Below are 22,634 nucleotides of genomic sequence, written 5' to 3'. Positions count from 1 at the left end.
AGCATTTCCTCGTTACTAATCACGGTATCAGCATCATCCACCATATAGATCTTCACTGTTCGAGGAACTCGTTTGTCCTCTATTTTCTCCGTCTGGAAGAAAGTAAGGTTAAATAGACTATTCGTGATCTTTCTTGTGGTGTTTGTGAGTTTAACGTCCACCTTCTCAATTTCTCGACTGTTCTTCTGTCCGCTTCGAATGTTTTTAAATTGAATAAGCGGCACAACGATTTCCTGAAGACTGGCTCCACCATGTACAAAATTAGCCCCGCTCCTTTAATTTTAAAGCGAATGGTTGCTTTAGGCACATATGTCGTAATCTGATGTTCGTTTGTAATCAGGCTATCCATATTAATATCAAGAAGACCGCTTCGTTCCCCTTTTTCTTGCGAGAATAGATGTCTGCGTTTAACTTCGAAGGCTTGAATGCCTTCCTTTTCAATCTTGTCACTCTCTTCCAAAGCATCCCGTTGATATACGAAACCATGATCCGCAGTGATAAAAATGTTCGTACCACTCAAATCATCCTTAATGATTTTAACTATATCGTACAACTCATCAATGGCTTTCTCCGCCGCTGTGAACGTATAGACCTCGGTCGATGCCTTATCTCCTGTTGCATCAATGCTATCGTGATAAATGTAGACCAGTTTCTTACCCTTGAATGCCTCCCTGCGACCAGCCTTATTCATATTCTTCAGCTCTTGAAAATGAACCGCTGTGCTTTCGGCTACAACCCCTTGGAGAATACCAATACGATTGTCGATGCCACTTGAAGACTTTCCATTCACCAGCACATTACCATTTAGATCAATCTCCAGGTTCTTATGTGGAAGAAGTGAAGCCATCCCTAATTTCGTAACAGAAGGTACGACTCCTAACAATGGTTGAATGTCACAAGCTCCTGTCGTCTCCGAGTTAAGTTTGTCCGTAAGCTCTGAGGCTATCTCATAACGCAGAGCATCCGATATGATAACAAATACTCGATCACCATTAGAGATTTTCGGTGAAACAAAGCTTCTATAGAAATCCTTCTGGTTTTGAATACCTGGTAATACCCAGCTCGATTTTAACTCATCGTGCACAGCGGCGGACCAGTGCGAGCTTAATTCGCTCATATACCAGTTCGTATATAGGTTCTCAACCATCACTTTGAGCTTCTTCAAGATTTCGCTGTTCGAATCATTATCGTATGCAACATAGAATTTCCGATAGAACATGTCCATTTGGTGATAGTCATTCACATAAGCTCGGTACATATCCACTGCTTGCGTTTTCGGAATACCCATGCTGTATTTCTTATGAAACTCGAACATCTTAACGGTGTAGTAGAGGGCTTCATAAATGGATTGATATCGCTCGTAGTAATGCTTCGCTCTCCGCAGGTTAATTAGCTTCGTATATGCATCATAATCCTCAAGTCGATCTTCCAGACTATTGGCGATATAAATGATAATTGCTTTATCGAAATATGGGAATATATCCGCCGCCTTGAATTCTTCAATAGGGAGCTGATTTACGATATCCGATAGCTTGATTTCTTTCTCAGCGATTTCTGCATATTGGTCATACAGATGATAATCCGTTTTATGATGCATCCAGTGGTCAACGAACACCAAAGCATTGGACTTATTTCGAGTAGCAATGTAGCCTTTAACCAGTGAAAGACGTTCCTCATTAACCGCATGGCTAAGTGCAGTGACCGTCAAATGGATAAACAGCGTTTTAAGTGACTTTTGACTTTGCTCATAGCCATACCGCTCAGCTACCGCATTCCAAAACACTTCTAACCCTACATACTTCGCAATCGAATCCAGATGCTTATTCTCTCTGTCATCAATTAAATCCATCAGTACAACCTTTAGAACATCCTCAAAGTCAGGAGTCTTGATGTTGCATAACGTACTCATCATCATTAGTTCAATTGTTCCTTCAGAATTCGCTTTAACCTCTAACCCTTTGAATTTCTTAATCCGATCCTTACTCCCAAAGAACTTCTCGTATTTCTTTACTGAACTGCGAAGAGAAGTATCGATGTTCAGTTCATTCATGATGAGGGATATCCTATCCGCATAGAACGTCTTTGAGTACAGAATTGTATCCAACAACCAATTGTCTTCCATACTCATGTCCAGGTTGGAATAAATCAAATAGTTCGAGGTCGGATCCTCTTCTTCGAGCAACACCTTAGTATAGAAGTTATTACCCTCAGTCAACGTATGCACTTTGACGTTCTCAAGGGAAATCTCATGTATATATTCAGCAAACTCCAGGTCTTTATCGAACCAGAAGATGATTTTTCGATGTTCGCCCTCATTGAGCGGTAGAAGAAAAGCATCTTGCAGTGCCTTTGTAACTTCATCCATATTCACGATTTATCAACACCTTTTTCATCAGGCTAAAAACAGGGATATACCAAAAATAATGGCATATCCCCATTGTACCCAAATTATTTGATTGGAGCGACTAATCCTTCAAACTTGGCATAGTTCACAGCAACACCGTCATCCAGATCGATCTCGATTTGCATGTCTGCCATATGGTGAAGCTTTTCATCATATGCTCTTAGTTCATCAATCTTCAGATCAAGTGACTTCAGATCTTTCTTCGCATTGGCGATTTCTTTTGTCGTACCGTCTCCGTTGATAATATCAAGGAGTGTTTTTTTCTCTGCATCCATTCGAATCTGAAGTTCATGCAGATAATCCGTTCGAATCCTTGATAAAGTAGATCTGTCGTAACGGTGCATGTAGATCAAGCAATTGAATGCTTTTTGTTTACCAGAAGTGAAGAACCAATAAATCGGCTTCTTTTTATATGTTTGTAGATGATCCTTAAAAAATTCGTTGATAAAGTATCTCCTTAATGTTTCTTTGGCAGTTTCCCCGTCCTTCTTTTCGAGTAAATTAGCGATGTACTCGATATTCTCGGATAGTTTTTCATTGCCAAATGTAATTTCTACAAATTCTATAAACTTTGACACAATGTCTTCTTGAAAATAAGAGCCAGATAGAATGGGCAGAACATTATCTTTATCTGCCGCAAATATTTGGTATTTCTCTGGCTGAAACCTGCCTCCAGCAAAAACAAGCCCTTCTTCCTCAAGAGAGTACCGCCCAAAAATACAACCAACAAAATATGAAATGAAGGACTCAACATCCCTTTTAGGATTAATTCTACTTAAAGCAATATCTGCCTCATCTATATGCGATGAACACTCATCCTTTAGTTGGTAGGACTCGATGAAAATACTATTTATTTTTTCCTCATTTTCCCGTAATTCTTCAAATCTTCTTTCAATGGAATCTCCCCAATCAATTAATGCATCTTCAATTTTTTTATACTTTCGATTGTTTAGTAGAGGGTGAATTCTAAATTCACTGGATGTTTCATATGCATCCCAGTCAATTTTTGAAATATTAATACAACTTTCAATCAACCCTCTTAAACTATCTTTATTTATATTACTATTGATTAAGTTTGGTAAATTTTTCAAAACTCCAGAAGTAATATTTACAGTGTCACCTTGTATTTTCAACATTATTTCAGATAATTTGCTATTTAACTGTGCTAATAGTAGATATGAATCTTCTCCAAATATTGTAGGAGCGGCATCATTAAATCCAAAACCTGATGGTCTCCATCTGAAACTTGGTTTTCCAAGACCTACCTTTCCCCAAGTTACACCCTCTTTGAATAGAAATTGAAGGTTTTGAGGTCTTGATTTTAAAGAACCATCTGGATTTCTATAGTTCTTTATTCGCTCTCCATCATTTTCCCAGTCCATAACATAGCTAAATCCCATATACCATTTTCTATAAGAACCAGCTTTATCTGTAAAAATCCATCTTTTTTGTCTATCTATATTATTGAAGGGAACTTCCCAAAAGTACTTCAGAAATATATCATCATTCCTTGTACCGACGCCCTCTTTAATTTCAAACTTTTTATCGATTAATTCATACTTATACAAGCCTTTAATTTTTTCGCTTAACCAATAGGTTATTGGACTTGAGGGGATTTGCATAAAGCTCTCTTTTTCTATGCTAAAATGTCCCTGTTTTTCAAAAAACCACTTTTCTTTTTGTTCAATATTGTCAACTGTTCCCTTATCTCGATATAATCTTCTGTACGTTGCTTTATAATTCTTCAAGTTTACATTTGAAATAACAAATGCAGTAGTTCCAAAATCCGAACCAAAGATCCCTCTGCCAAAATGTAGCATGTTTATTATTGTATTATTTTTAATAATACTATCTCTCAATTTTTCATAACTTGACAAATACATCCACACAGGAATATTTATCATCGAAAATATACCTGTATCCTTACAGAGAAGAATTGCCTTCTCCATAAATACTGTACTCATATCGGATTTGGTGTCAGGATAGTTCTTCTTTAAGTAGTTTGTAAGCTTTGTGGTCATCCCATTGTTACCCATGTAAGGGGGGTTTGTGCACACCACATCGTATTTCCCCGCTAAAACTTTCGCTTGCAAGATTAAATTCGGAAATTTATCCAATAATTCTTGTCTGATAACCATCTTTATTAAGTCAAGCGGCTCTTTTTCTAAGTCTTCTATTCTCTTCTCTAAGAGACTATAATCAAGCGATTGAACATTAATAATTGATCCAAATTCCTTAGCATCCATGAAGCTCTCACTTAAATGTTCTAATACTCTTCTCAGAGTAATTGTTTTCTCATCCTGCATATCCAACCCGTCTTCTATAAAACTTATCACTTCATCTGTGATCCAATTACTTTCTTGAATTGCAAAAATATTCAATTTGATATCTTGCCCAAAAACTCTGCGGGATTTTTCTCTTGCTTTCATCATTACTGCAAAAGAAGCTAATTGAGCAGCTCGATTATCAATATCTAAACCAAACAAGTTTTTATCCAAAATAAGTTTTGGAATTTCATGATTAGTGTAGCCTTTTTCAAGATACATTTCATAAAAAATATCAAATGCGTAAACAAGGATATGGCCACTTCCGCAACATGGATCCAAAAAGGTAATATCTTCTGGATTAACACCTTTATATCGCATCTCTTCAAGTTTCCTTTTTACTTCATCTTCTTGTTCTGCTTCCTCTATAAAATATTTCAATTCTGACTTTAATGCACTCTCTGGATAACTTTCGAACCAAAGCCGACCTAAGGTGTTTTCCACCATGTATTTAACAATCCATTGAGGAGTAAATAGTTGAGTAGCCGCTGGGATATTCTCTTTACTGATTTTTATACTTTTTTTAAGATCTGAAAAAACCTGATCCTTCTTATCTGAAATATAAAATTGGTACAGCCATCCTATAATCTCAACCTGCTCCCAATCTGACTCTGAAATGAGTGTAGTATCTGTCATTTCACGAAGGAATGATTCTTTCATTAACAAACCTTCAGGAAAGAGGATTTCTTTATAGTCATCAATCGTCTCAAACATAAACGGAAGAGCTTTGTTCAAACTGTTACATTGCTTAATAACTAAATATTTAAAAAGTTCTTCTGTCTTATTACTTAGCTTCAGTTCATATACCAACTCTTTATCAATATCCAGATCAACCGTCAATGCCTCTTTAATAATGTCTGGTTCAGTACTATCGGCATTGCTGGAAGACAATACTCTTACCTTTGTAGGAAGATAGTTGTTCACCTCCATAAACCGTAACGCTATTAAGCGGTTAAACCAGTTATGAGCCACTTCTTCTATTACCTGCTTGTACCCAATTTCTTTTATCCGTGAAATAAGTTTCTCCCGTTGCTTTTTCTCCGTCGCAGATAGTTGTTTATCGTCAATATAGATGACATCCGAGCTTTCAATTTGAGCTTTCTTAATATTTTCTTCCGTAATCCCTATCTTAAAAGATTTTGCTTTTACTTTCTCAATCAGTTCTTTACGAGCATTCGTTGCAAAGTTTTTCAGTGCTGTCTTGTTCATCTGTGCTTTTCACCGACCTATATTAGAGTGTGTGCAAAGTAAGAATACCGTGGACTTAGACCACGGCACATGTATTTAATCAATAAATTCGATTTGTTTATTGCTTTTTATAATCTGTTTCAGCTTAGCAGACAATGTGTCCAGCAACATATCTACTTCTGCTTCTGTACGCAAGGTCTTAGTAGCAAGCAGATCATTCACTTTCACTCTTTCTCTCTGAGAAACAGGCTTTATTATAACTGGCGGTTTATCTCCTCCGCCCCCTCCTGTAACTGGTGTTTCCACTGGTTGATTCTCTTCAAACTCACGAATTTCACGATTAATAATGAGTTCTTGCTTGTCTTTAAATGCTGAGCTTTGTGTTATTGTTGCATCCACCTTATAGATGTCGACAAGTTCATTCATACTATTAAACAAGTTCTCATAATAAGCTTGAATTCGTTCTTTCGTCTCTTTAGACACGCCATCTTCATTCGCACGCAATGTCAGATGATTCAAATCTAATTGAATAACACTTTTCGCCGCTACTTTCTTCTCCTCAAGCACCGTTTGAATTTGTTCATCAATTTTATTGACAAGTTCAGGAATATCCTTTATTTTTCGATAAGGCTGTACTTCTGTTAATATCTCTTGCAGTTTATCTGCAAAACCCTTGATCTCGTCACCCGATAAATAAACATCGTTTTCTTTGTATTTCTCAATTGCATGGAGTCCTTTGTCAAAAATTTCTTTTTGGGAAGCAAAGAAGCTTTTTACATACGTAACGTCTTCTTCCCAATCCAGAAGATGATCTTCCAGATCACGAAGTTTCGTGAAAAATGAGACGTTATCTAAGCCTTTCGTAAACTCACCGAAATATTCAAGTCCACGATCCAAGAGACTACCGCCTGGATACTTTCTTCCTTCGTAACGGTTTTTGAGTGCTTTAATCTCGGTTATTTGCTGATCAATCAGATGACGAATATCCTTGATCAGACCATCCTCATCATCAGCAACATCCGTTTTGTTGAACACTTGCTTACAGATGTTCTTCGCAACTTTCAATAATGACTCGGCAACGATAACCCTCTTTACAACAATAACCTTATCAATCTCGCTTGTTTTGGTCAAAGCGTTGACGGTATTACCGTCTTCAGGTCCCAAATACTCGGAATTGAGACGTAAGCGAATTCGTTGCTCCTTCATCAACTCCGCTATCAAACCAGAAATATCGAGTTCCTTCCACCCATAAGGTTTATCCTTAAAACGATCCAATAACCCCTTGACCCTGACTTGTTTCTGGATGCTATCCTGCAAGCTAATAAAGTCCATGACTTCTTTTATTGCCAGCTCATTTGCATTCGACAATCTACCATCAATGGTCAATTGCTCATTATTTCTTCTCAAAATCGAGATGAGATCCTTTTCTGATTCCAAGAAGTTCTTCACATATCCAAGTTTCGTATACACATTTTCGACCAATGAAAGGAATCCAGCGTTAATTCGCTCTTTCACCGTCGAACCCTTGATCTCAGCTTTATTACCATTGATGTAAAATAAGCCGTCTTTGATGGCTTCCTCCAGCATATCTCGCACTCTGCGTCTGCGATCAATAGCCTCATCCCTTTTATTGTTTAAGATGTTCTGAATGTTACCTGGAAGTTGATTCAGATTTTTCTTCTTCCGATATTCATCAATCTTGAGCGCTTCCTCCATTTCCTCCACATATGCTCCATTCGCACCCATCTTTAGAATCATCTCACCAGTTCCAGAAGACATGAGCATCAATTCTTGTTCTGATTTGGCATAGTGATCCGACAGCGGCGAAAGAATATTAATGCCAATACTTGATGTTTGATTTCCGATATTCTTCTCATCCATCTTCTGATTGTATGGAAATTGGTATTGTGCCGAGTAACGATATCTCTTGTCATCGTATAAGTCCTGATAGATATAATTGGCAAGCTCCCGCTTGATGACATCCTCTTCAATCTTCATTGCTTTGATCTCACGGTTAATATCCTGCTCATCATCCGTCAAGAACAAGTAGAACTCACCGTTTTTCTGAATAAGCGTTTGGGATATCAGTTTTCGGAGTGAAACCTTAATTTTATCCTTTAAAGCCAACTTATCTTCATCGATCTGTGTAACCATGAGCGTAGCAACATTGTCGATATTCGCAGGAAGCTCTTTAATATACTTAATCATGAACAACACTTTAAGCAGATCCATGTTAAACGGATCGTCTTTTAATACTGGATTCTCATATGCACCTTCAATAACCCTTGCGATTGTAGGGGTCAGGAACTCCTTAATTGTATCGTAGAAAGCATAAAACGGGATGAGTGTACCCTCTTCAGCATCCTTAAACCGCAATCCAGCTTCCTTGAATGCAGAGAGCATGGAACGCTCCCCTTCAGATAAGTGCTTCCCTGAACTACCATGTTTACGTACTTGCTCGAAAACGTTCTGGAGGAGCTTGAACTGATATGGAAGAAACGGATAAACATCAACAAACTCCAGATCATTTTCAAAGCCACGCAAATCCGCCGTACTATCCTTAAAGCTCATCAGGTTCTTGAGAGTAGCACTCTTCTCATGGTGAAGAAGTTTCAATTTATCAGCAACATGTTCCTTCTTATCAAGAATCCGTTTCTTGATAACTTCATCTACCGATATAGAGGAAAGGGATAGTCTTGTATCGAATCGTCCTTGAATTCGAGAGAAGTCATCACCTTTCACCTTCACAATACTGTCAATACTCTCCTGCGAAGTGACCATAATCCACACCTTGCCTAAGCAATGCGTTCCGAGATCCTCCGCCAACGTTTGCAAGTTAAGCATCAGTTGTCTACTGTCACCTATGTATTGACCAATCTCATCGACCAGGAAAATGAGGTGGAAGTTGCTCCCCTTCTGAGCGATGTACTCTTTTACGTCCTTCGAGAATTTTTCGATGCTGATCTCAAAGTTATTTACACCATTCTCGAACCAGTTTCGAGCAGTATCTTCGGACATCGAAGTAACCTTTGTCAATGCTCCGATTACATAATCAGCGTCAAAATAGAAGGTGTTTCTACGGTCAACCCACTCTTCACCTGCCGCCTCTTTAAACTCACGCTTAAAGTCCTCATACACACCTTCTTTGGTCAGGTACTTTTCCATCTCTGCCACACCAGGGATATCACCATAAAAACCCATATGCTCGTAGAAGACTTTCGTGAATACACGGAGGATGGCATCCTCTTTAGACTTGTTATCCAATGAACTTTTCGAATCAATATTGAACAGGATAACCTCTGTTTCCACGTTAGAAGTTCTTTTCATATTAGCGAGAACAATTGGATCTTGAATTTTATCGGCAAAGAAATCGACTGCACGTTTATCTTTCGCCATCTTGTTCTCAAGCAAGTAAGCAAGTATCTTTAAAAAGTGCGATTTACCCGAACCAAAAAAGCCCGAAATCCAAACGCCCATTTTATCTGTATTTCCATCGATGCCTTGCTGATAATTCTCATAAAACTTAGATAAGTGCTTATTGAGTTCCCGTGTCACGACATACTCATCGAGTTCCTGATAAATGTTATTTTCATCGGTTTGAGCGACCTTAATTACACCTTTAATACTTCGTTCAATGTCTTTCACGAACATGTCTTTGATTAACACAAGTCTTCCCCTCTGGTTTAATCCACTAAACGGAATGCTCTATAATAATTGTCGTCTTTAAAACGATCGAATAAGCGTAATGTAAGTCCATCATACTTTCCTGGAAAGAACATAATCACAGGAGTCTTGTCCAAAACTTCCTGAAGGTTGTTCAATATATTGTGGGAACGTACAAATGGATATACCTTACCCACACCTGTGATGAGTACGACATTGTGATCCTGCATCTGATCCTTGATCTTTTGCAGAAAGATTTCAGGCTTTGCAAAGTTAGCCATCGCTTTAAACAAGGCATCCTTGCCCTGTTTTTCTTCCATTTGAGGAATTCGGTCATAGATTCGTTTCTCTTTGGCAATCTCAATGAGCATCTTATATAAATCGAACTCAATGAGTTTGCGTCCAGAACCTTCGTGACTGAACTCCTTCAACACGTGAGGGATATAATCTCGAACCAGCAGTTCGTTCTCAGGCTCGTAATCAAACACATAGAAGCTAATTTCGTTTCCCAAGCCTCTGCCCTCAATGAATTTATCTTCCCTGATCTTCGGTATTATTTTATCAAGCCTACTTTTAATATTCGCCATACGCTATACCTCACCCATTGCTCGAACATAAGCAATGTCTCCGATTTGAATCAAGTGCTGTTTCAATTCCTCATCCATCATAGGTCTGCTTAATTCACCAGACTTCTTGTCCCTCAGGAGTCCTGAATCATGTAGAACCTTTACATATACTTGCTTCAGTCTGGTAATCGTTTGTTCTGTCCAAGCCGCTACCCCAGCATTTTGCTCAGCCTTTGAAGCAATATACAAATTGAGGTCTTTCTTCTCCAACAGATAATTGTCAGAATTAAACTTTTCTTGGATAACTTCAGTCATAAATTCAAAGAAGAGCCTGTCCGTTTTCATAATGGCATACAAATTGATGATCTTCCCTGACTCTAATGAATGCTCCAAAACCATATGACAGAGTGCTTCATCGAGTACGCCTGCTCTTCGCAATACCGATGGCAGACTTCTTTTAATACTTGATTTGACCTGATATTGAAATAGATTTTCCTCTGCTACCTTTTTTTTATTTGCGATTCCGTTAATCCCAGTATTTTAAGTCCTACGACCTGCTTTAATTCATAAAATAGGAACGATGCACCAGTTATCGTTACACTATAACCTAATTCTATAGTCATGGTTTATCTCCCTGCTTTTACGCCAATAGTATTTTGTTCCTTCATCATTCCAGTCAGCAATAGTACCCGTTCGACAACTTCCAGTCGTCGTTTCCCGCATTGTTGTTTGAGTATAGTTGTAAACTGCTCATGTTTTAAAATCTTGTTCGGATTGTTTATGTAAATATTCGATATATACTGCATTAGCGAGTCTTCGCTTACGCTATTATCCCAATAAGCATTAACAATCTCGTTTAACGCCGTGGCGAGTTCCCTCTGGGTTTTATAGAAAAGCTTCAGTTCCAAATTAACCACCTCGCACAAATCTGCTTATACTTTATTATTACTCCACTCTTACTTTTTTATTATACAAGATCACCTCAAAAAGAAAAACCGCTTGTTCAGCGGTTTAGGTTAACACTATTTCCTAAATACAATTCGAGTCCCATTACCTTTAGCACCTTCTCAAGAATATTGACCAACTATCTTATCGTATCATCCAATTTATCCTGCGGATAATGCATACTCCTTTGTCATTCCTTCTTCATTAACATTGGGTATATACTTGTTCGAAGTTCTAAAAAGTATATATTTTAGCACCCAAGCAGTTCGTATCTTAAATATTCTCCTTCATTTACTGAACTTATTAGGTTTCACATTGATGGACTTTACCCTGTCCATCAATGAATATTGCCGTTATCCCTGTCCGCTTCTTCGCTAACAATGGAAGTCTATTCCAAAGATTCCGAAACTGCTTCACGTCGGGTAACGCAATGCTATACTTTGCATTCGGGTCATCCATTCGTTGAAGCGTTTCTGCCAGGACTCCCAAAAAGTAATTTACGTTCATTGCACTTAATGACCCTAACCCTTTGACTTCCAAAATCCATCGCTCTGTTCCTCGAATCGCATTGATATCAATCCCAGGCGTTCTCCCCATGCAATCTGCGTTTCCCATCCATCAGCATGCAAATAATCCTTCAATATCTGCTTGAGATGATCTTCTTTGAACACTGCGGAAGCCTCGGTCGTATGCTTTACCTGAACGAATGAAGGTGGTTGAATGTGCACGCCCTGAACGACTATGTAATTGCCAATCAGCCCATCTCTACGATTAACCCGCCTAATGATTCCTTTGCTCACTAATGCTCTACATATCTGGTTTACTGCCTGTTGTGGTTCGTTCACACCTAAAATAGCATTAGTAATCTCGCGATCAGTTAAGCCGTCCTTGTCTTTCAGATAGCTGATTATTTTGTCCTTTAAAGTCATGTTCCAACTCCCATTCTCGTTAGTTTTACTATAAATTACTACGGTCACAAGTATAAAGAGCGAGAGAAGCGAAAAAATAATAGAATTACAAAAAAATCAATAAGGACAGATAGGAGGCATTGAAATGAGTTTTTCTAATCCTTTGTTGAAACGAATTATTACGGTGCTGGAGGGAGATGTAATACCAAAACCTGGTTCGATAGTTTATCGAAAGCTTGGTCCAGCCGAACATACTGGGATCTACATTGGACATCAGCGTATAATCAAACTCGACGGAAGCGGACGAATCGAAGAAGTGAATTATCAGGAGTTTTATAACAGTAATCCTTTCTGTCAAATCTATGTTGCCTGTGATAGAGCTGGCAATGTACTTAGTGATTACTCTATCAAATCCCAAGCAGAATCCATGCTTGATTTCGGCGCTCATATAATGTAATATGGGACAACTGTCATCAGTTCGTTGCTGGCTGTATTGAGAATGACTTTGAAAATGCTAATAACTTCTTTTGGATGATAGAAGATTGTATTAGGGGTCATTTTAGTGTCACAAAGGTTCATTGGTGAACCATCGAAAATTCATGGTAATGAGTATTTACAATAGGACTTATTAACTGATTAGACGCATTCAAATATCCTTTTAATCTGTTCAATGTGTTGACCTCTGTTAAAAAATAGCCGATTCAAATAGACATATTAATGTGAAGTCTGCTTCTCTTTTCTTATACACGGTACAGCTACTAAAATTGGATTTATCAATTACACATCCCTATATTTTCACAATCTTCAGTATTTTTGCCCCTTTGAATATTACGAAATTCAAGATATGACTTTTCGCCACAAATATTCAAATGCGGCTTTTCTCAACATTCAGTCATCTCATAATCCCAATCATTTCTTCTTTAAATACATCTGAAAAATATCAAGGATTTCTTCCAAACCGTTAAAGCCGTCCAAAACTTCTTGTGTTCTCGCATTTTTTTCTGGTTGAACAAGTTTAGTCGGTAACAAATTGGGCTTAGGTGTTACTTTTAAGAGATTTCCCTCCGCGAAATTAAATCTCTGATTGATTTGCAATATATAAGCGTTATATGTCGATATATCAATATTTTCTTCACCTTGCAGTAATAATTGATCAATCGCCGTTCTGGGTATATTCGTTAACTTTGCAAACGTTGATCTTGAGTACCCTTTTTGCCGCATGAATGCAACTATGGACTCTTTAACGGTTTGCTGATGATTATAATAATTAACCATAGATATCGCTCCTCCCCATTCTCAATGTCCTAATTTGCCCTACCCACCACAATGGCTATAAATTCTTTACACGCCTGCTCGTGCCATCTCCCTTGATTACTCCTTAGGAAGTGAATTCAGGAATGCTTGATATCGCTGTTTCTCTTTCTCTATGGTTGAAACAGCATAAACCGTAAACCCTTCTGTATTTTGCTCTTCAAGAAATTGAAAATATTCGTATTTATTCTCTTTTTGAATGACAAGAGGTGCAATTTGATTTTGTAACAACAGAAACATCATGAGCAATCGACCTGTTCGTCCATTACCATCGACATACGGATGAATTCGTTCAAATTCGATATGGCTGGAACAAATCAAAAGAATGATATCATCAGATGAATTCGCTTGTTGAATTTGATTGTTCAGATTTAGAAGCCACTGATCCATGAGAGAAGGCGTTTCTTTGGGAGAAGCTGTATGGTTTGACGCCCCGACTATCGCATTTTCCTGGGATTTAAATCGACCTCTTTCGTGATTAAGCCGATCCAATAATAAAGAATGAATGTCGTGAATTAATGATATCGTAAGTTCTTGATCGATATTCTCTATAATATAGTTGAAAGCTAACCGATGATTTTCTAATTCATAAACTTTATGAACTGAAATTTTACCAGGAATCACTCGATAAAGTAGGATGGAAACAGCTTCGCTAAGCGTGATGACATTGTTCTCTATTGCACAAGAATGATATGTCATACGCACTAAAAGGTCATCCAAATAATCTTTTGGAAGATGCATCATAAATCACCCGTTCCTAAAAAGCTTGGAGATTTGTTTGATATGAACATACACAAGCATATTAATTCCGTCAATAAAAACTGGATGGTGTTGCAATTGTAACCACATTGAAAAATAAATCCAAACTCCATCTTGCTTTATGCTCAAAATAGGATTATACATGGTATAACGATCAGACGGAGGGGTGAAAACGATTGGAGAAGTTAACCGATCTTGAAGGCTTAACAAAGGAATTTTCATTTGCCATAAAGTCAGTGAGAAATACAGGCAAGTCAGGAGAGCCGAGTTCGGAGGAGATTCAGAGGGCAACGATTATATTTATCGACGATACCATGCTATATGTTACTGAACATCTTACTAAGGGTTATTGGTATGATTGGGTTTCGAAAGACGGGAAATTGCTGTTTCATCACGATCATGAGAGTACAACCCAAAACTTCTACCATCGGGATTTGAATTCGATAATAAGAGGAATTGTTACTTTTCACCTCTTGATAGGTGAAAACCATGAGTAGTGATTCAAATCAGTCTTGGTTACCTTTGGTAAATTTTACTGGTTAACCACTCATTGAAGAGTGCATAAAAGTCTTTTCGCAAATGCTTCTTATTGAACCCTATGTCTTTAGAGTCTAATTGCAGAATACTTATCAGATGAACGCCTTGAACAACCCTATAGTTGCGTGCAATGTAACCATAGCGTAGGCATGTTTCCAAATTAGAATGAGTTCACCATAACTTTTATAGATGATCGGAACCCTTTGATGAATACGCAACTTACTTCCGAAGATGACATGCGTAAAACCCATAGAAGAACTTTTTGTCCCTATATATAGGTTTATTGTATTCCGAAAGTTGTTTTGCCTCATAATTGACGGCTTTCGCCTCGTCTGTTGGAATTCCAGCATTATCGATCTTCGTATGAAATATCATCTCCAAAATAAGCTATGCAAATAAAAAGAAGCCTTGGGATTAACCCTCAACCCCTTCAATGGAAGACCAGTGATCTCAGCACCTTTATCTGGATCAAGGTCCTTCAGCATTTTTTTGGCAAAATCACATGCCTGTTCTTTTAAGGCTTGCTCTTTTTCCTGTAAGTAGATCTTCTCAACCTTTGTCATTCTCATCCGCTACCTTACATTCTTCAAATATCCCTCACCCATATAGGTTCGCTAATACTTCAACCGCTTTTTCAAGAATAGCCTTTTCCCGTACAATCATAAATTGGGTTGAATAATCAGAGCAAATTTTTTCTGAGCTGTTCATTACTTCTAATGCTTTCTCAAATGTCATCCATTCAACTATCATTCCAAGCTGTGTTTCACTTTCAGTAAGCATCGCGTTACTTACGCAGCTGTGCGCTTTTGCTACAAAACAGTAGGATTGTTGCATAAAATTATTTTTGTTCTTATGCTCCTCGACGTAACCCAATTCATATATAATCTCAGCTTCATAACCTGTCTCTTCCTTTATTTCACGTAGAAACGCATCTCTGATCTCTTCGCCTTCATCAATTCCCCCGCCAGGTAACTTATAAAGGTTAATTTTTGACATGTACATCATAGCAACATGAAGCTTGTCGTCCACTAATACACCTCTTGAGGCATAACGTGATGCGGTATCCATGAATTCAAGAGCGCCACCAATCAAATCACTGTCGGTTATTCTTCTTATCAACTGCACGAACTCACTCCCTGTCGTTTGTTCCACAGACCTAATCATTTTTATATAGTTACACCGCCTGAGAAGCTCTGAATCGCCCAATAAAAGACTCTGAAGTGTGATTTGAGAAGAATTGAGAAAAACTCTACATTCTCCTGCATTTCCCTAAACTGCCTCCTGCTTTAAAATGAAAAGCCGAGCGAATATCAGGGGTCGATACCTGATTTTCCTCGGCTTGGTGACAAACTCTAAGTGAATAGTGACAGACTTTGCAGGCTATCTGCGCACTTTAGTGCAAGTCTATACAACAAATTGTCGGCTAATTGAGAGTTTAAGAATAAATTATTCCATTTCTTTCTTAAATTAAAATTCTTCGTTTGCTTCCTTTGAATCAAACACTTTCATACCTAATTGATTTGTCATATAATCAAGTACATGCATATGATTTTTCGCTTTTGCCTCTTTCCCTTTCCCGTAATCACTGTCTTCGGTAATTATCACCTTATCCAACTTCAACGAAACTGCAACAAAGGTTTGATCACTTTCTTCATGAAATCCTCTTTTAAGAAGTTCATTTTTTATTTTACGTTGGAGTTTTCCATCTTGATAATGAATTCTATTGGTGTTCGTAAAATGAGTTATCCACTTTCTGTAAAACTCATCTTTACCAACTTCATTTGTATATTCTCCTAACATAAGACCATCTAAATCAAGTCCAATAGCAATTTTCTCGTTTGTTCGGAAGTTTAGAATCATTGTAACAATATCAATATCCTTATCCTGGAATCCCTTGCATAAAATATTTGTATCGATTACTATTTTCAATTCCCATCGACACTCCCACTCACGTTTTTCATTACCTTTTTTATTTCAGCTAATGATTGGAGCATGCTGAACGATTCTTCATAATCATCCGCGAAGAATTCATGAAAACCTTTTGTGCTCCCCTTAAACTCACCAAGTTCATTTATACTAATATATGAAAGCTGGCTCTTTCTTTTTTGTACTCTATAAAGTTTATTGATATCTTATTCTCGATACCTTCTTTATTCTCAGTTGCTTGCTCAGTATATTTTTTCAATGTATTTTCAATTATCCTTCTTCTAAGCCTAAGTAAAATATGTTCGCTATGGGTTTCTATTAACATAGATTTGTTTGTCTTCTCAATAATATCCAGAAACAAATCCGCAAGTTCGGCTTGTGCTCTTGGATGTAAATGTATCTCGGGTTGTTCGATAACAATACACTGATTAATTGGGTAATACCCTTGGATTATAACTGGCAATATCTGCGAGACCCCAAATCCGACATCTTTAGCGTTTACACTCCCTCCATCCTTTGTTTTAAATAATAATTCAAAAAGCCCCTTGTAAGAACTCCAATGATAGTCATAGTTAAACATCCGCTTTAACCACATCTGAACATTCTTCGTTAATTCCCCTTTATTATGTCTATCTAAGTATAGCATTTTCAAAGCTTCTTCTCCGCTTATACCAACTGAATTAGGTCGCTCACCAGAAAATTGATGGAATCTTCCAAACTCACTACGTAGGGGACCAATATGTACTAAGGTATCAAAGAAAGTAGAGGTTTTCTTTCTTACAATATCAAGCAAAAGTTTCACAGTATTTTCTTTCAATTCAGGGATATCTATATATGGCAAAAAGTTATCCCATTCCACCCCATCTGAAATTAAATCGTTTAATAAATAAGGATCGTCGATATCAGCGGTTATGAAATAATCAAAACTTCTTGGATTGATATGATAAGAAAATATTTTTTTATTATTGATTGCATCTTCAACATAAAAACTCAAAACCACTAACTGTTCATATTTTTGAATAAACCCTATTTTAATCCTTATCTCAAGCTCTGTTGTGTTTACTGACACCTTATGAGCCTCAACCTCCTCACTTATATCCACACGGAACCATAGCTCGATTGGTTTTGTATTGTCTATAATTCCATTATGTATAGCTTCCTTATACGTACCAATGTCTACCCCTTTTCTCATCGAAAAAGTAAAGGGAATTTCAAAAGCAGGATTTTCGAGACTCTGTTTTAGCATAAATAGTGCATTTAAAATGCTTGTTTTTCCTGATGAGTTCAGACCAAACAATAGAGAAATACCTGATAATTGAATCCAATTAGAATCTTCAAATCCTTTAAATCGCTTCAGTCTGATTGCTTTCATTTTATCCCTCCATTTTTTGTTCTCCTACAAGGAGCTGATCATAGTGTTTTGTAAAAATCAAAACACAAAATCTGATATAATCAAATCTAAATACAACAGTTATATTTAGATTATATGATACAACCAGATTAAAAACATCCCTAAGAATCCGTTCCCATTCAAACCAAATGACCGTGACCCCAGCTTCTGCTTGTATATCTATTCAAAGCCAACAATCTCAGTTTGTGTTAATGATTTATTTAGGGAGTGCCCATAAAATTGAGTATTGAAAATTGGTTATAACGATCTGGCTCTTCCTCTAACAATGATATCAATCTAATATTTCCTCCATGTTTCGTTTCTGCATAGCTTCTCCAGCGCCCCATAATGCCCAGTTTCCCTGATGCCGATCCTACATATTGATTTCCATCAGTCATATCAGTTTTTAAATAGACACCTGCAACAGAGGATAGCATGGTGTGCCATGATCTATTTCGGTTAGGACTATAAACAATCGTTTGAATCTCGCAAAAATTAAGATTATTTCTTCAAAGCCTGGGAATTCCTTAACATATCCAGCAGGAAGTATTTCAATTACTCGCTTCGGATTGTCTTTTTTAGCCACTGATACCAAGCCCTCGTCAATGCTCCCCAATCAATAACCAGCCGATCAGTTAATTCATTTAGTAGATCAATCTTCTCGATTTCATAATGAATAATGGTTGTTCTAATACCTCCATATACGGGTAATCAGGAGGAACTTTTGCCACTGATCTATTAAATGTTGACTTGCTAATTACTTGATAAGCCCCAATGTAGATTGCTTTCGACTGCTCATATCCCGAAAACGAAATGAGATAATCGCAATTACCAAACCTATCCTTACTTTGAATGCTTTGATAAAAATCAAGCATGCCACGCTTATAAAGATATTTGGTATCATAATTGAATCTTGATGCCGAACCAACTTTATCGATTTAGACATATCCTGATCTCTCATTTGAAAGCAATTCACTTAGAAGCACCAGTCTCACCTTACCTTGTCTTTAGCATCGTTTGATTATCAATCTAACTACCGCTTGCGATATCCACTTTTTCAGGATAAACGAACTTCACAAAAGCTTTTTTCCAATGATTTATAGGGCAAGTCAGCATCCCTTTATTCCTGCCACTAAAAATCTTGTTACTTTGTAGAAAACTAAAAATAACTGTCCCCACCTCCAAATCCCCCAATCCCTTACCCCACAAGGCTTCACCGCCATTTCCGAGATAAAAATAACTGTCCCAAAAACGCTGAGAAAAAGACCTGAAAACTGGAAAGAAACTGGTTCAATTGTGAACGAAAACAACTAATAATTCGTGTCCCTGAAGGGATAGAGAAGTGCCTGAGAAAAACAAAGATCGGCATTTAAAACGCCTGCGGAAGAGCATGGGAAATGCCTGAGTAAAACCATCCGCGCTTAGCCAAAAGCTTGAGGAGACTGGGTTCTGATAGATTATCTATTCGGGATTTGGATGGGAAATCCCTGCTGTGATGGTCTCAGGGATGAGAAAAAGACTGGAGAAATGGTTGGGACAACCAGATTCCAGTCTTTGGTGGTTTGGGGACAGTTAATTTTAGTTAGGGACAGTAAAAATAAAATTAGACAGGAATTATTAGTTAGTTAAACATCCGCTGCCTCATCGCCTCGAACAACAAAATCGTGGCTGCCATCGCGGCATTAAGCGACTCAGCCTGTCCCTGCATCGGAATCGTAATCGCATCATCCACCAGCCGTGCCGTGGATTCTGATATGCCCTTTCCCTCATTACCGATCACTAGCCACACTGATTGTGTAAAGTCATAGCTGTAGCAGGAATACTCTGCCTGCAAAGACGTACTAACCAACTTTACACCCGCAGCCTTCGCTTCAGGCAGCAATGATTCTAACTGTCCTTCTACGATTGGCAAATGGAACAATGACCCCATCGTCGAACGAATCGTTTTCGGATTATAGACATCGGCACAACCCGCACCGAGCACTACACCTGCCGCTCCTGCTGCATCCGCACTGCGAATGATCGTTCCTACATTACCAGGGTCCTGCACATTGTCCAATACCACGACTAACCCCTTGGAAGAAGACAACAAGCTTTGCAGCGGCTCACGACCTTTATGTACAACGGCAAATACAGGCTGGGGTGTCATCGTATCCGTACACTTGGCAATAACCGCAGGAGATACACTGACCCATTCCACACGCTGAAGTGGAGCCTCCAGTCCAGCCAGTTCCTTGGGTACACCCTGCTCCCCATCGTAAACGACACATTCCAGATCTGCCCCGGCACGCAGCGCTTCCTGTACGAGATGAATGCCTTCAATAATATATTTATGTTGACGGGTACGATGCTTTTTCTCCAGCAGCTGTGCCCATTCCTTCACACGTGTATTTTGCGGTGATACAATATCCATCTTTCCATCCTTCCCGTCTGCGGGATTTTTTATCAACATGTTACATGACGAATTAAAATTTCCCGCCTAAAGATTGCTCCATCATCCCATCATTAGACTTATCACTTTGGATACGCCAGCTCCATTTTCGTCAAATGGTCCTTGTGACCAACGATGATCAGCACATCCCCATCCTCGATCCGATCCTCGGCATACGGAGAGATATTCATCGAATTTCCACTGCGGATCGCCATTACGTTACATCCAAAACGTGCACGAATATTGAGCTCCAGCAGATTTTTACCAATCATTTGCTCAGACGCTCTCATCTCCAGAATGCTGTAATCCTCAGATAACTCAATGTAATCAAGAATATTGGGAGATGTCAGATGATGGGCTACACGCAGTCCCATATCCCGCTCAGGGTAAATGACCTTGTCCGCACCGATCTTCTGCAATACTTTACCATGAAGCTCATTTTGTGCTTTTACGATGAGAACAGGCACACCCATATCCTTCAGAATAAGGGTCGTAAGAATACTCGACTGAATATCTTCACCAATCGCCACAACGACGACATCAAAATTCCGTATGCCCAGCGCCCGCAGCGCTTCTTCATCCGTTGAATCTGCCGATACGGCATGTGTCACCACATTGGACATTTCCTGTGTCCGCTGCTCGTCCGCATCAATTGCCAGTACGTCGAATCCCATACCGCTCAGCGCATTGGCTACACTTGAACCAAACCGTCCCATGCCAATTACGGCATATTGTTTCTTTGCCATTAGGGTCTAACCTCCCGCTGCACTTCAGCATTACGCATCTATTGTTAGTCGCTTTTCAATTAAGGGGTGAATATTCACTTAAATATCCTTCGTAGTATACCACAAAGCCCAATAAACTTGAATGCGCTCACGCTTCCTAGGGAACAGTATTAGAGCAGCCGAATATACGAGGAGGGACTTGCGATGCCAATTACATTAAGCCTGCGTGAAGCGATTGTTCATAAGGTTCATGACAAAAGTGATGATCAGCTCCGGGAGATGATCGAAGGTTCTGTAGATGGACCGGAAGCAGCATTACCCGGACTTGGTGCCATTTTCGAAATGATCTGGAAGAACACCGAACCTGCGAAGCAGGAAGAATTAATCCAAATCGCGCAGGAGCATCTGCACACCATTCCCGTTCAACCCATCAGTTAACTGAAGCCTTGGAGGGAAAGGTACCATCATCACGTTGTTCTGTCTGCAAAAGAAAGCTTTTGTCTCATTGGTCTGGATCATACCCTGCTCCAAGAGCAAGGTAATTAATCCCCCGTAGACTAATTAGGCTCCCCTAACCCAAACAAGGTACAGCCACTGAGAAAAACTCAGGAAGCTGTACCTTGTTTGTATATGTCTGATGCTCCTAAGAAAATCAGTCGCCGCTGGAAAAAGATGATCAATTAAATAATTTAGCGATTTTATCAAACAATGCCGATATTTCTTCATCCCCAGCAGTGGTGGTGTCCGTATTTCCCCATACGTTCTTAAGTGCAGAAATCAGATCATTTTCTTCATCCTCACCCGAAGATGCTGACTCTGATCCCACGCTGGAAATGAGATTTTGCAACTCACGCAGCAAAGATTTCTGTTCATCCACAGTAAGCTTATTGTTCAATGTGCTATCTTCATTTTCCTCGTTAGCAGTGTCTTGAATATTCCATGCAAATGGCGGCATAATCCCTCCCATAGCTTGCATCATTGGAGGTGTTCCATTGCGATCCGAACGCAACGAATCATTTGCGGGTGGAGGTTCAGGACGTTGACTTTGGAGCATTTCAGCTACCTGATCAAATAGATCGGATATATCCTCGTCCGTTGCTGCTGAGAGATCCTGACTGGATAACAAGTCAGATATTGAAACCAACGGGTTCACCGTGCTGTCAGCACTGTCATCTGTTGCTGCTGAAGCGCCCGATGAAGTCAGGTAACTTTGCAGATCAGATAACAGTGATTTCTGTTGATCCGTAGTCAGTATAAACGCGTCCTCGCTTCGATTGTACGTTCTGCTGTAGTTTTCTGTTGAGAGTGGGGACTGTACCCCTCCGGCATATTCTGCAAATTCTTTACTTAATTCAAGTGAATCAGCGGCCTTTCTTTGTGCAGTGTCGTAGTCCAGGCTATTTAACTTGTTTTCGTTTGCCTTTACTGAATGATCATAGGACGTTGTGATCGCATGCCTGTTAATGGATAGTGACAAATAGTTCTCCTCTCTCTGTGTACATAAATGAGTAGCCGTACCGTACACTCCAATTTCATCGGCAGCCAAACTGAATTTAA

At 38.8% G+C, this 22,634-nt stretch carries 19 protein-coding genes; 3 read left to right on the top strand and 16 right to left on the bottom strand.

The window, feature by feature from the left end; translation table 11 throughout:
* Positions 1–79: 79 nt before the first annotated feature.
* The 7 genes from pglZ to ACTWJ7_RS07940 form a co-directional block, all read right to left on the bottom strand.
* Positions 80–2,365, bottom strand: coding sequence for a BREX-1 system phosphatase PglZ type A (pglZ, locus tag ACTWJ7_RS07970; RefSeq protein WP_443146351.1), 2,286 nt, complete (start codon positions 2,363–2,365; stop codon positions 80–82).
* An 83-nt stretch (positions 2,366–2,448) separates the two neighbouring features.
* Entirely contained in the window at positions 2,449–5,937 is a 3,489-nt protein-coding gene (gene pglX / locus ACTWJ7_RS07965) for a BREX-1 system adenine-specific DNA-methyltransferase PglX (RefSeq protein ID WP_443145281.1), read from the bottom strand.
* A gap of 75 nt (positions 5,938–6,012) precedes the next feature.
* Complete coding sequence (gene brxC / locus ACTWJ7_RS07960; protein ID WP_443145280.1) at positions 6,013–9,582, bottom strand: BREX system P-loop protein BrxC; 3,570 nt, start codon at positions 9,580–9,582, stop codon at positions 6,013–6,015.
* 17 nt (positions 9,583–9,599) lie between these two features.
* Positions 9,600–10,166: a DUF1788 domain-containing protein gene (locus ACTWJ7_RS07955; RefSeq protein ID WP_443145279.1), complete on the bottom strand. Its 567-nt coding sequence runs from the start codon at positions 10,164–10,166 to the stop codon at positions 9,600–9,602.
* A gap of 3 nt (positions 10,167–10,169) precedes the next feature.
* Positions 10,170–10,607 (bottom strand): DUF1819 family protein, encoded by a 438-nt coding sequence (locus tag ACTWJ7_RS07950; protein WP_443146350.1) that lies wholly within the window; start codon positions 10,605–10,607, stop codon positions 10,170–10,172.
* Positions 10,608–10,771: 164 nt separating this feature from the next.
* Positions 10,772–11,062 (bottom strand): TIGR04540 family protein, encoded by a 291-nt coding sequence (locus ACTWJ7_RS07945; RefSeq protein WP_339179331.1) that lies wholly within the window; start codon positions 11,060–11,062, stop codon positions 10,772–10,774.
* 549 nt (positions 11,063–11,611) lie between these two features.
* The gene (locus ACTWJ7_RS07940) at positions 11,612–12,019 is read right to left on the bottom strand and encodes a MarR family transcriptional regulator (RefSeq protein ID WP_443145278.1); all 408 of its coding nucleotides are present in this window, start codon (positions 12,017–12,019) and stop codon (positions 11,612–11,614) included.
* Positions 12,020–12,143: 124 nt separating this feature from the next.
* Here ACTWJ7_RS07940 and ACTWJ7_RS07935 point away from each other — a divergent pair, with 124 nt between their 5' ends.
* The gene (locus ACTWJ7_RS07935; protein ID WP_443145277.1) at positions 12,144–12,455 is read left to right on the top strand and encodes a hypothetical protein; all 312 of its coding nucleotides are present in this window, start codon (positions 12,144–12,146) and stop codon (positions 12,453–12,455) included.
* Positions 12,456–12,907: 452 nt separating this feature from the next.
* Here ACTWJ7_RS07935 and ACTWJ7_RS07930 read toward each other — a convergent pair whose 3' ends face one another.
* Together ACTWJ7_RS07930 and ACTWJ7_RS07925 are read right to left on the bottom strand one after the other, a co-directional pair.
* Positions 12,908–13,273 carry a hypothetical protein gene (locus ACTWJ7_RS07930; RefSeq protein WP_443145276.1) on the bottom strand — a complete coding sequence of 122 codons (366 nt, stop codon included), beginning with the start codon at positions 13,271–13,273 and terminating at the stop codon, positions 12,908–12,910.
* Positions 13,274–13,369: 96 nt separating this feature from the next.
* Positions 13,370–14,053: a Fic family protein gene (locus ACTWJ7_RS07925; protein ID WP_443145275.1), complete on the bottom strand. Its 684-nt coding sequence runs from the start codon at positions 14,051–14,053 to the stop codon at positions 13,370–13,372.
* A gap of 191 nt (positions 14,054–14,244) precedes the next feature.
* Here ACTWJ7_RS07925 and ACTWJ7_RS07920 point away from each other — a divergent pair, with 191 nt between their 5' ends.
* Entirely contained in the window at positions 14,245–14,565 is a 321-nt protein-coding gene (locus ACTWJ7_RS07920) for a hypothetical protein (protein WP_443145274.1), read from the top strand.
* A gap of 411 nt (positions 14,566–14,976) precedes the next feature.
* Here the strand turns inward: ACTWJ7_RS07920 and ACTWJ7_RS07915 are convergent, their stop codons facing one another.
* The 6 genes from ACTWJ7_RS07915 to ACTWJ7_RS07890 all read right to left on the bottom strand — a co-directional run bounded on the left by ACTWJ7_RS07915 (position 14,977) and on the right by ACTWJ7_RS07890 (position 21,098).
* A complete protein-coding gene (locus ACTWJ7_RS07915; protein ID WP_443145273.1) occupies positions 14,977–15,168 on the bottom strand; it encodes a hypothetical protein in 192 nt (63 codons plus the stop codon).
* Between the two features lie 34 nt (positions 15,169–15,202).
* Positions 15,203–15,730: an NUDIX hydrolase gene (locus ACTWJ7_RS07910; RefSeq protein ID WP_443145272.1), complete on the bottom strand. Its 528-nt coding sequence runs from the start codon at positions 15,728–15,730 to the stop codon at positions 15,203–15,205.
* A 342-nt stretch (positions 15,731–16,072) separates the two neighbouring features.
* Entirely contained in the window at positions 16,073–16,534 is a 462-nt protein-coding gene (locus ACTWJ7_RS07905; protein ID WP_443145271.1) for a hypothetical protein, read from the bottom strand.
* Positions 16,535–16,676: 142 nt separating this feature from the next.
* Positions 16,677–17,903 (bottom strand): AAA family ATPase, encoded by a 1,227-nt coding sequence (locus ACTWJ7_RS07900; protein ID WP_443145270.1) that lies wholly within the window; start codon positions 17,901–17,903, stop codon positions 16,677–16,679.
* A 1,639-nt stretch (positions 17,904–19,542) separates the two neighbouring features.
* Positions 19,543–20,334 carry a TrmH family RNA methyltransferase gene (locus tag ACTWJ7_RS07895; RefSeq protein WP_443145269.1) on the bottom strand — a complete coding sequence of 264 codons (792 nt, stop codon included), beginning with the start codon at positions 20,332–20,334 and terminating at the stop codon, positions 19,543–19,545.
* A 101-nt stretch (positions 20,335–20,435) separates the two neighbouring features.
* Entirely contained in the window at positions 20,436–21,098 is a 663-nt protein-coding gene (locus ACTWJ7_RS07890) for a potassium channel family protein (RefSeq protein ID WP_192270703.1), read from the bottom strand.
* Positions 21,099–21,281: 183 nt separating this feature from the next.
* Here ACTWJ7_RS07890 and sspI point away from each other — a divergent pair, with 183 nt between their 5' ends.
* Positions 21,282–21,515 (top strand): small acid-soluble spore protein SspI, encoded by a 234-nt coding sequence (gene sspI / locus ACTWJ7_RS07885; RefSeq protein ID WP_024634144.1) that lies wholly within the window; start codon positions 21,282–21,284, stop codon positions 21,513–21,515.
* A 238-nt stretch (positions 21,516–21,753) separates the two neighbouring features.
* Here sspI and ACTWJ7_RS07880 read toward each other — a convergent pair whose 3' ends face one another.
* On the bottom strand, positions 21,754–22,554 hold the full coding sequence (locus tag ACTWJ7_RS07880; protein ID WP_301881217.1) for a hypothetical protein: 801 nt from the start codon (positions 22,552–22,554) through the stop codon (positions 21,754–21,756).
* Between the last annotated feature and the right edge of the window lie 80 nt (positions 22,555–22,634).

Source organism: Paenibacillus sp. 1A_MP2, from assembly GCF_052244825.1.
In the GTDB taxonomy this organism is placed as follows: Bacteria; Bacillota; Bacilli; order Paenibacillales; family Paenibacillaceae; genus Paenibacillus; species Paenibacillus vandeheii.
This window is presented reverse-complemented; position numbering and strand designations above follow the sequence as displayed.

Bases quoted from the DNA above. Each gene is read 5' to 3' on its own strand.
- pglZ (WP_443146351.1), bottom strand. From the start codon at position 2,365: ATGGATGAAGTTACAAAGGCACTGCAAGATGCTTTTCTTCTACCGCTC.
- pglX (WP_443145281.1), bottom strand. From the start codon at position 5,937: ATGAACAAGACAGCACTGAAAAACTTTGCAACGAATGCTCGTAAAGAA.
- ACTWJ7_RS07955 (WP_443145279.1), bottom strand. From the start codon at position 10,166: ATGGCGAATATTAAAAGTAGGCTTGATAAAATAATACCGAAGATCAGG.
- ACTWJ7_RS07940 (WP_443145278.1), bottom strand. From the start codon at position 12,019: ATGACTTTAAAGGACAAAATAATCAGCTATCTGAAAGACAAGGACGGC.
- ACTWJ7_RS07935 (WP_443145277.1), top strand. From the start codon at position 12,144: ATGAGTTTTTCTAATCCTTTGTTGAAACGAATTATTACGGTGCTGGAG.
- ACTWJ7_RS07930 (WP_443145276.1), bottom strand. From the start codon at position 13,273: ATGGTTAATTATTATAATCATCAGCAAACCGTTAAAGAGTCCATAGTT.
- ACTWJ7_RS07925 (WP_443145275.1), bottom strand. From the start codon at position 14,053: ATGATGCATCTTCCAAAAGATTATTTGGATGACCTTTTAGTGCGTATG.
- ACTWJ7_RS07915 (WP_443145273.1), bottom strand. From the start codon at position 15,168: ATGACAAAGGTTGAGAAGATCTACTTACAGGAAAAAGAGCAAGCCTTA.
- ACTWJ7_RS07900 (WP_443145270.1), bottom strand. From the start codon at position 17,903: ATGAAAGCAATCAGACTGAAGCGATTTAAAGGATTTGAAGATTCTAAT.
- ACTWJ7_RS07895 (WP_443145269.1), bottom strand. From the start codon at position 20,334: ATGGATATTGTATCACCGCAAAATACACGTGTGAAGGAATGGGCACAG.
- ACTWJ7_RS07890 (WP_192270703.1), bottom strand. From the start codon at position 21,098: ATGGCAAAGAAACAATATGCCGTAATTGGCATGGGACGGTTTGGTTCA.
- sspI (WP_024634144.1), top strand. From the start codon at position 21,282: ATGCCAATTACATTAAGCCTGCGTGAAGCGATTGTTCATAAGGTTCAT.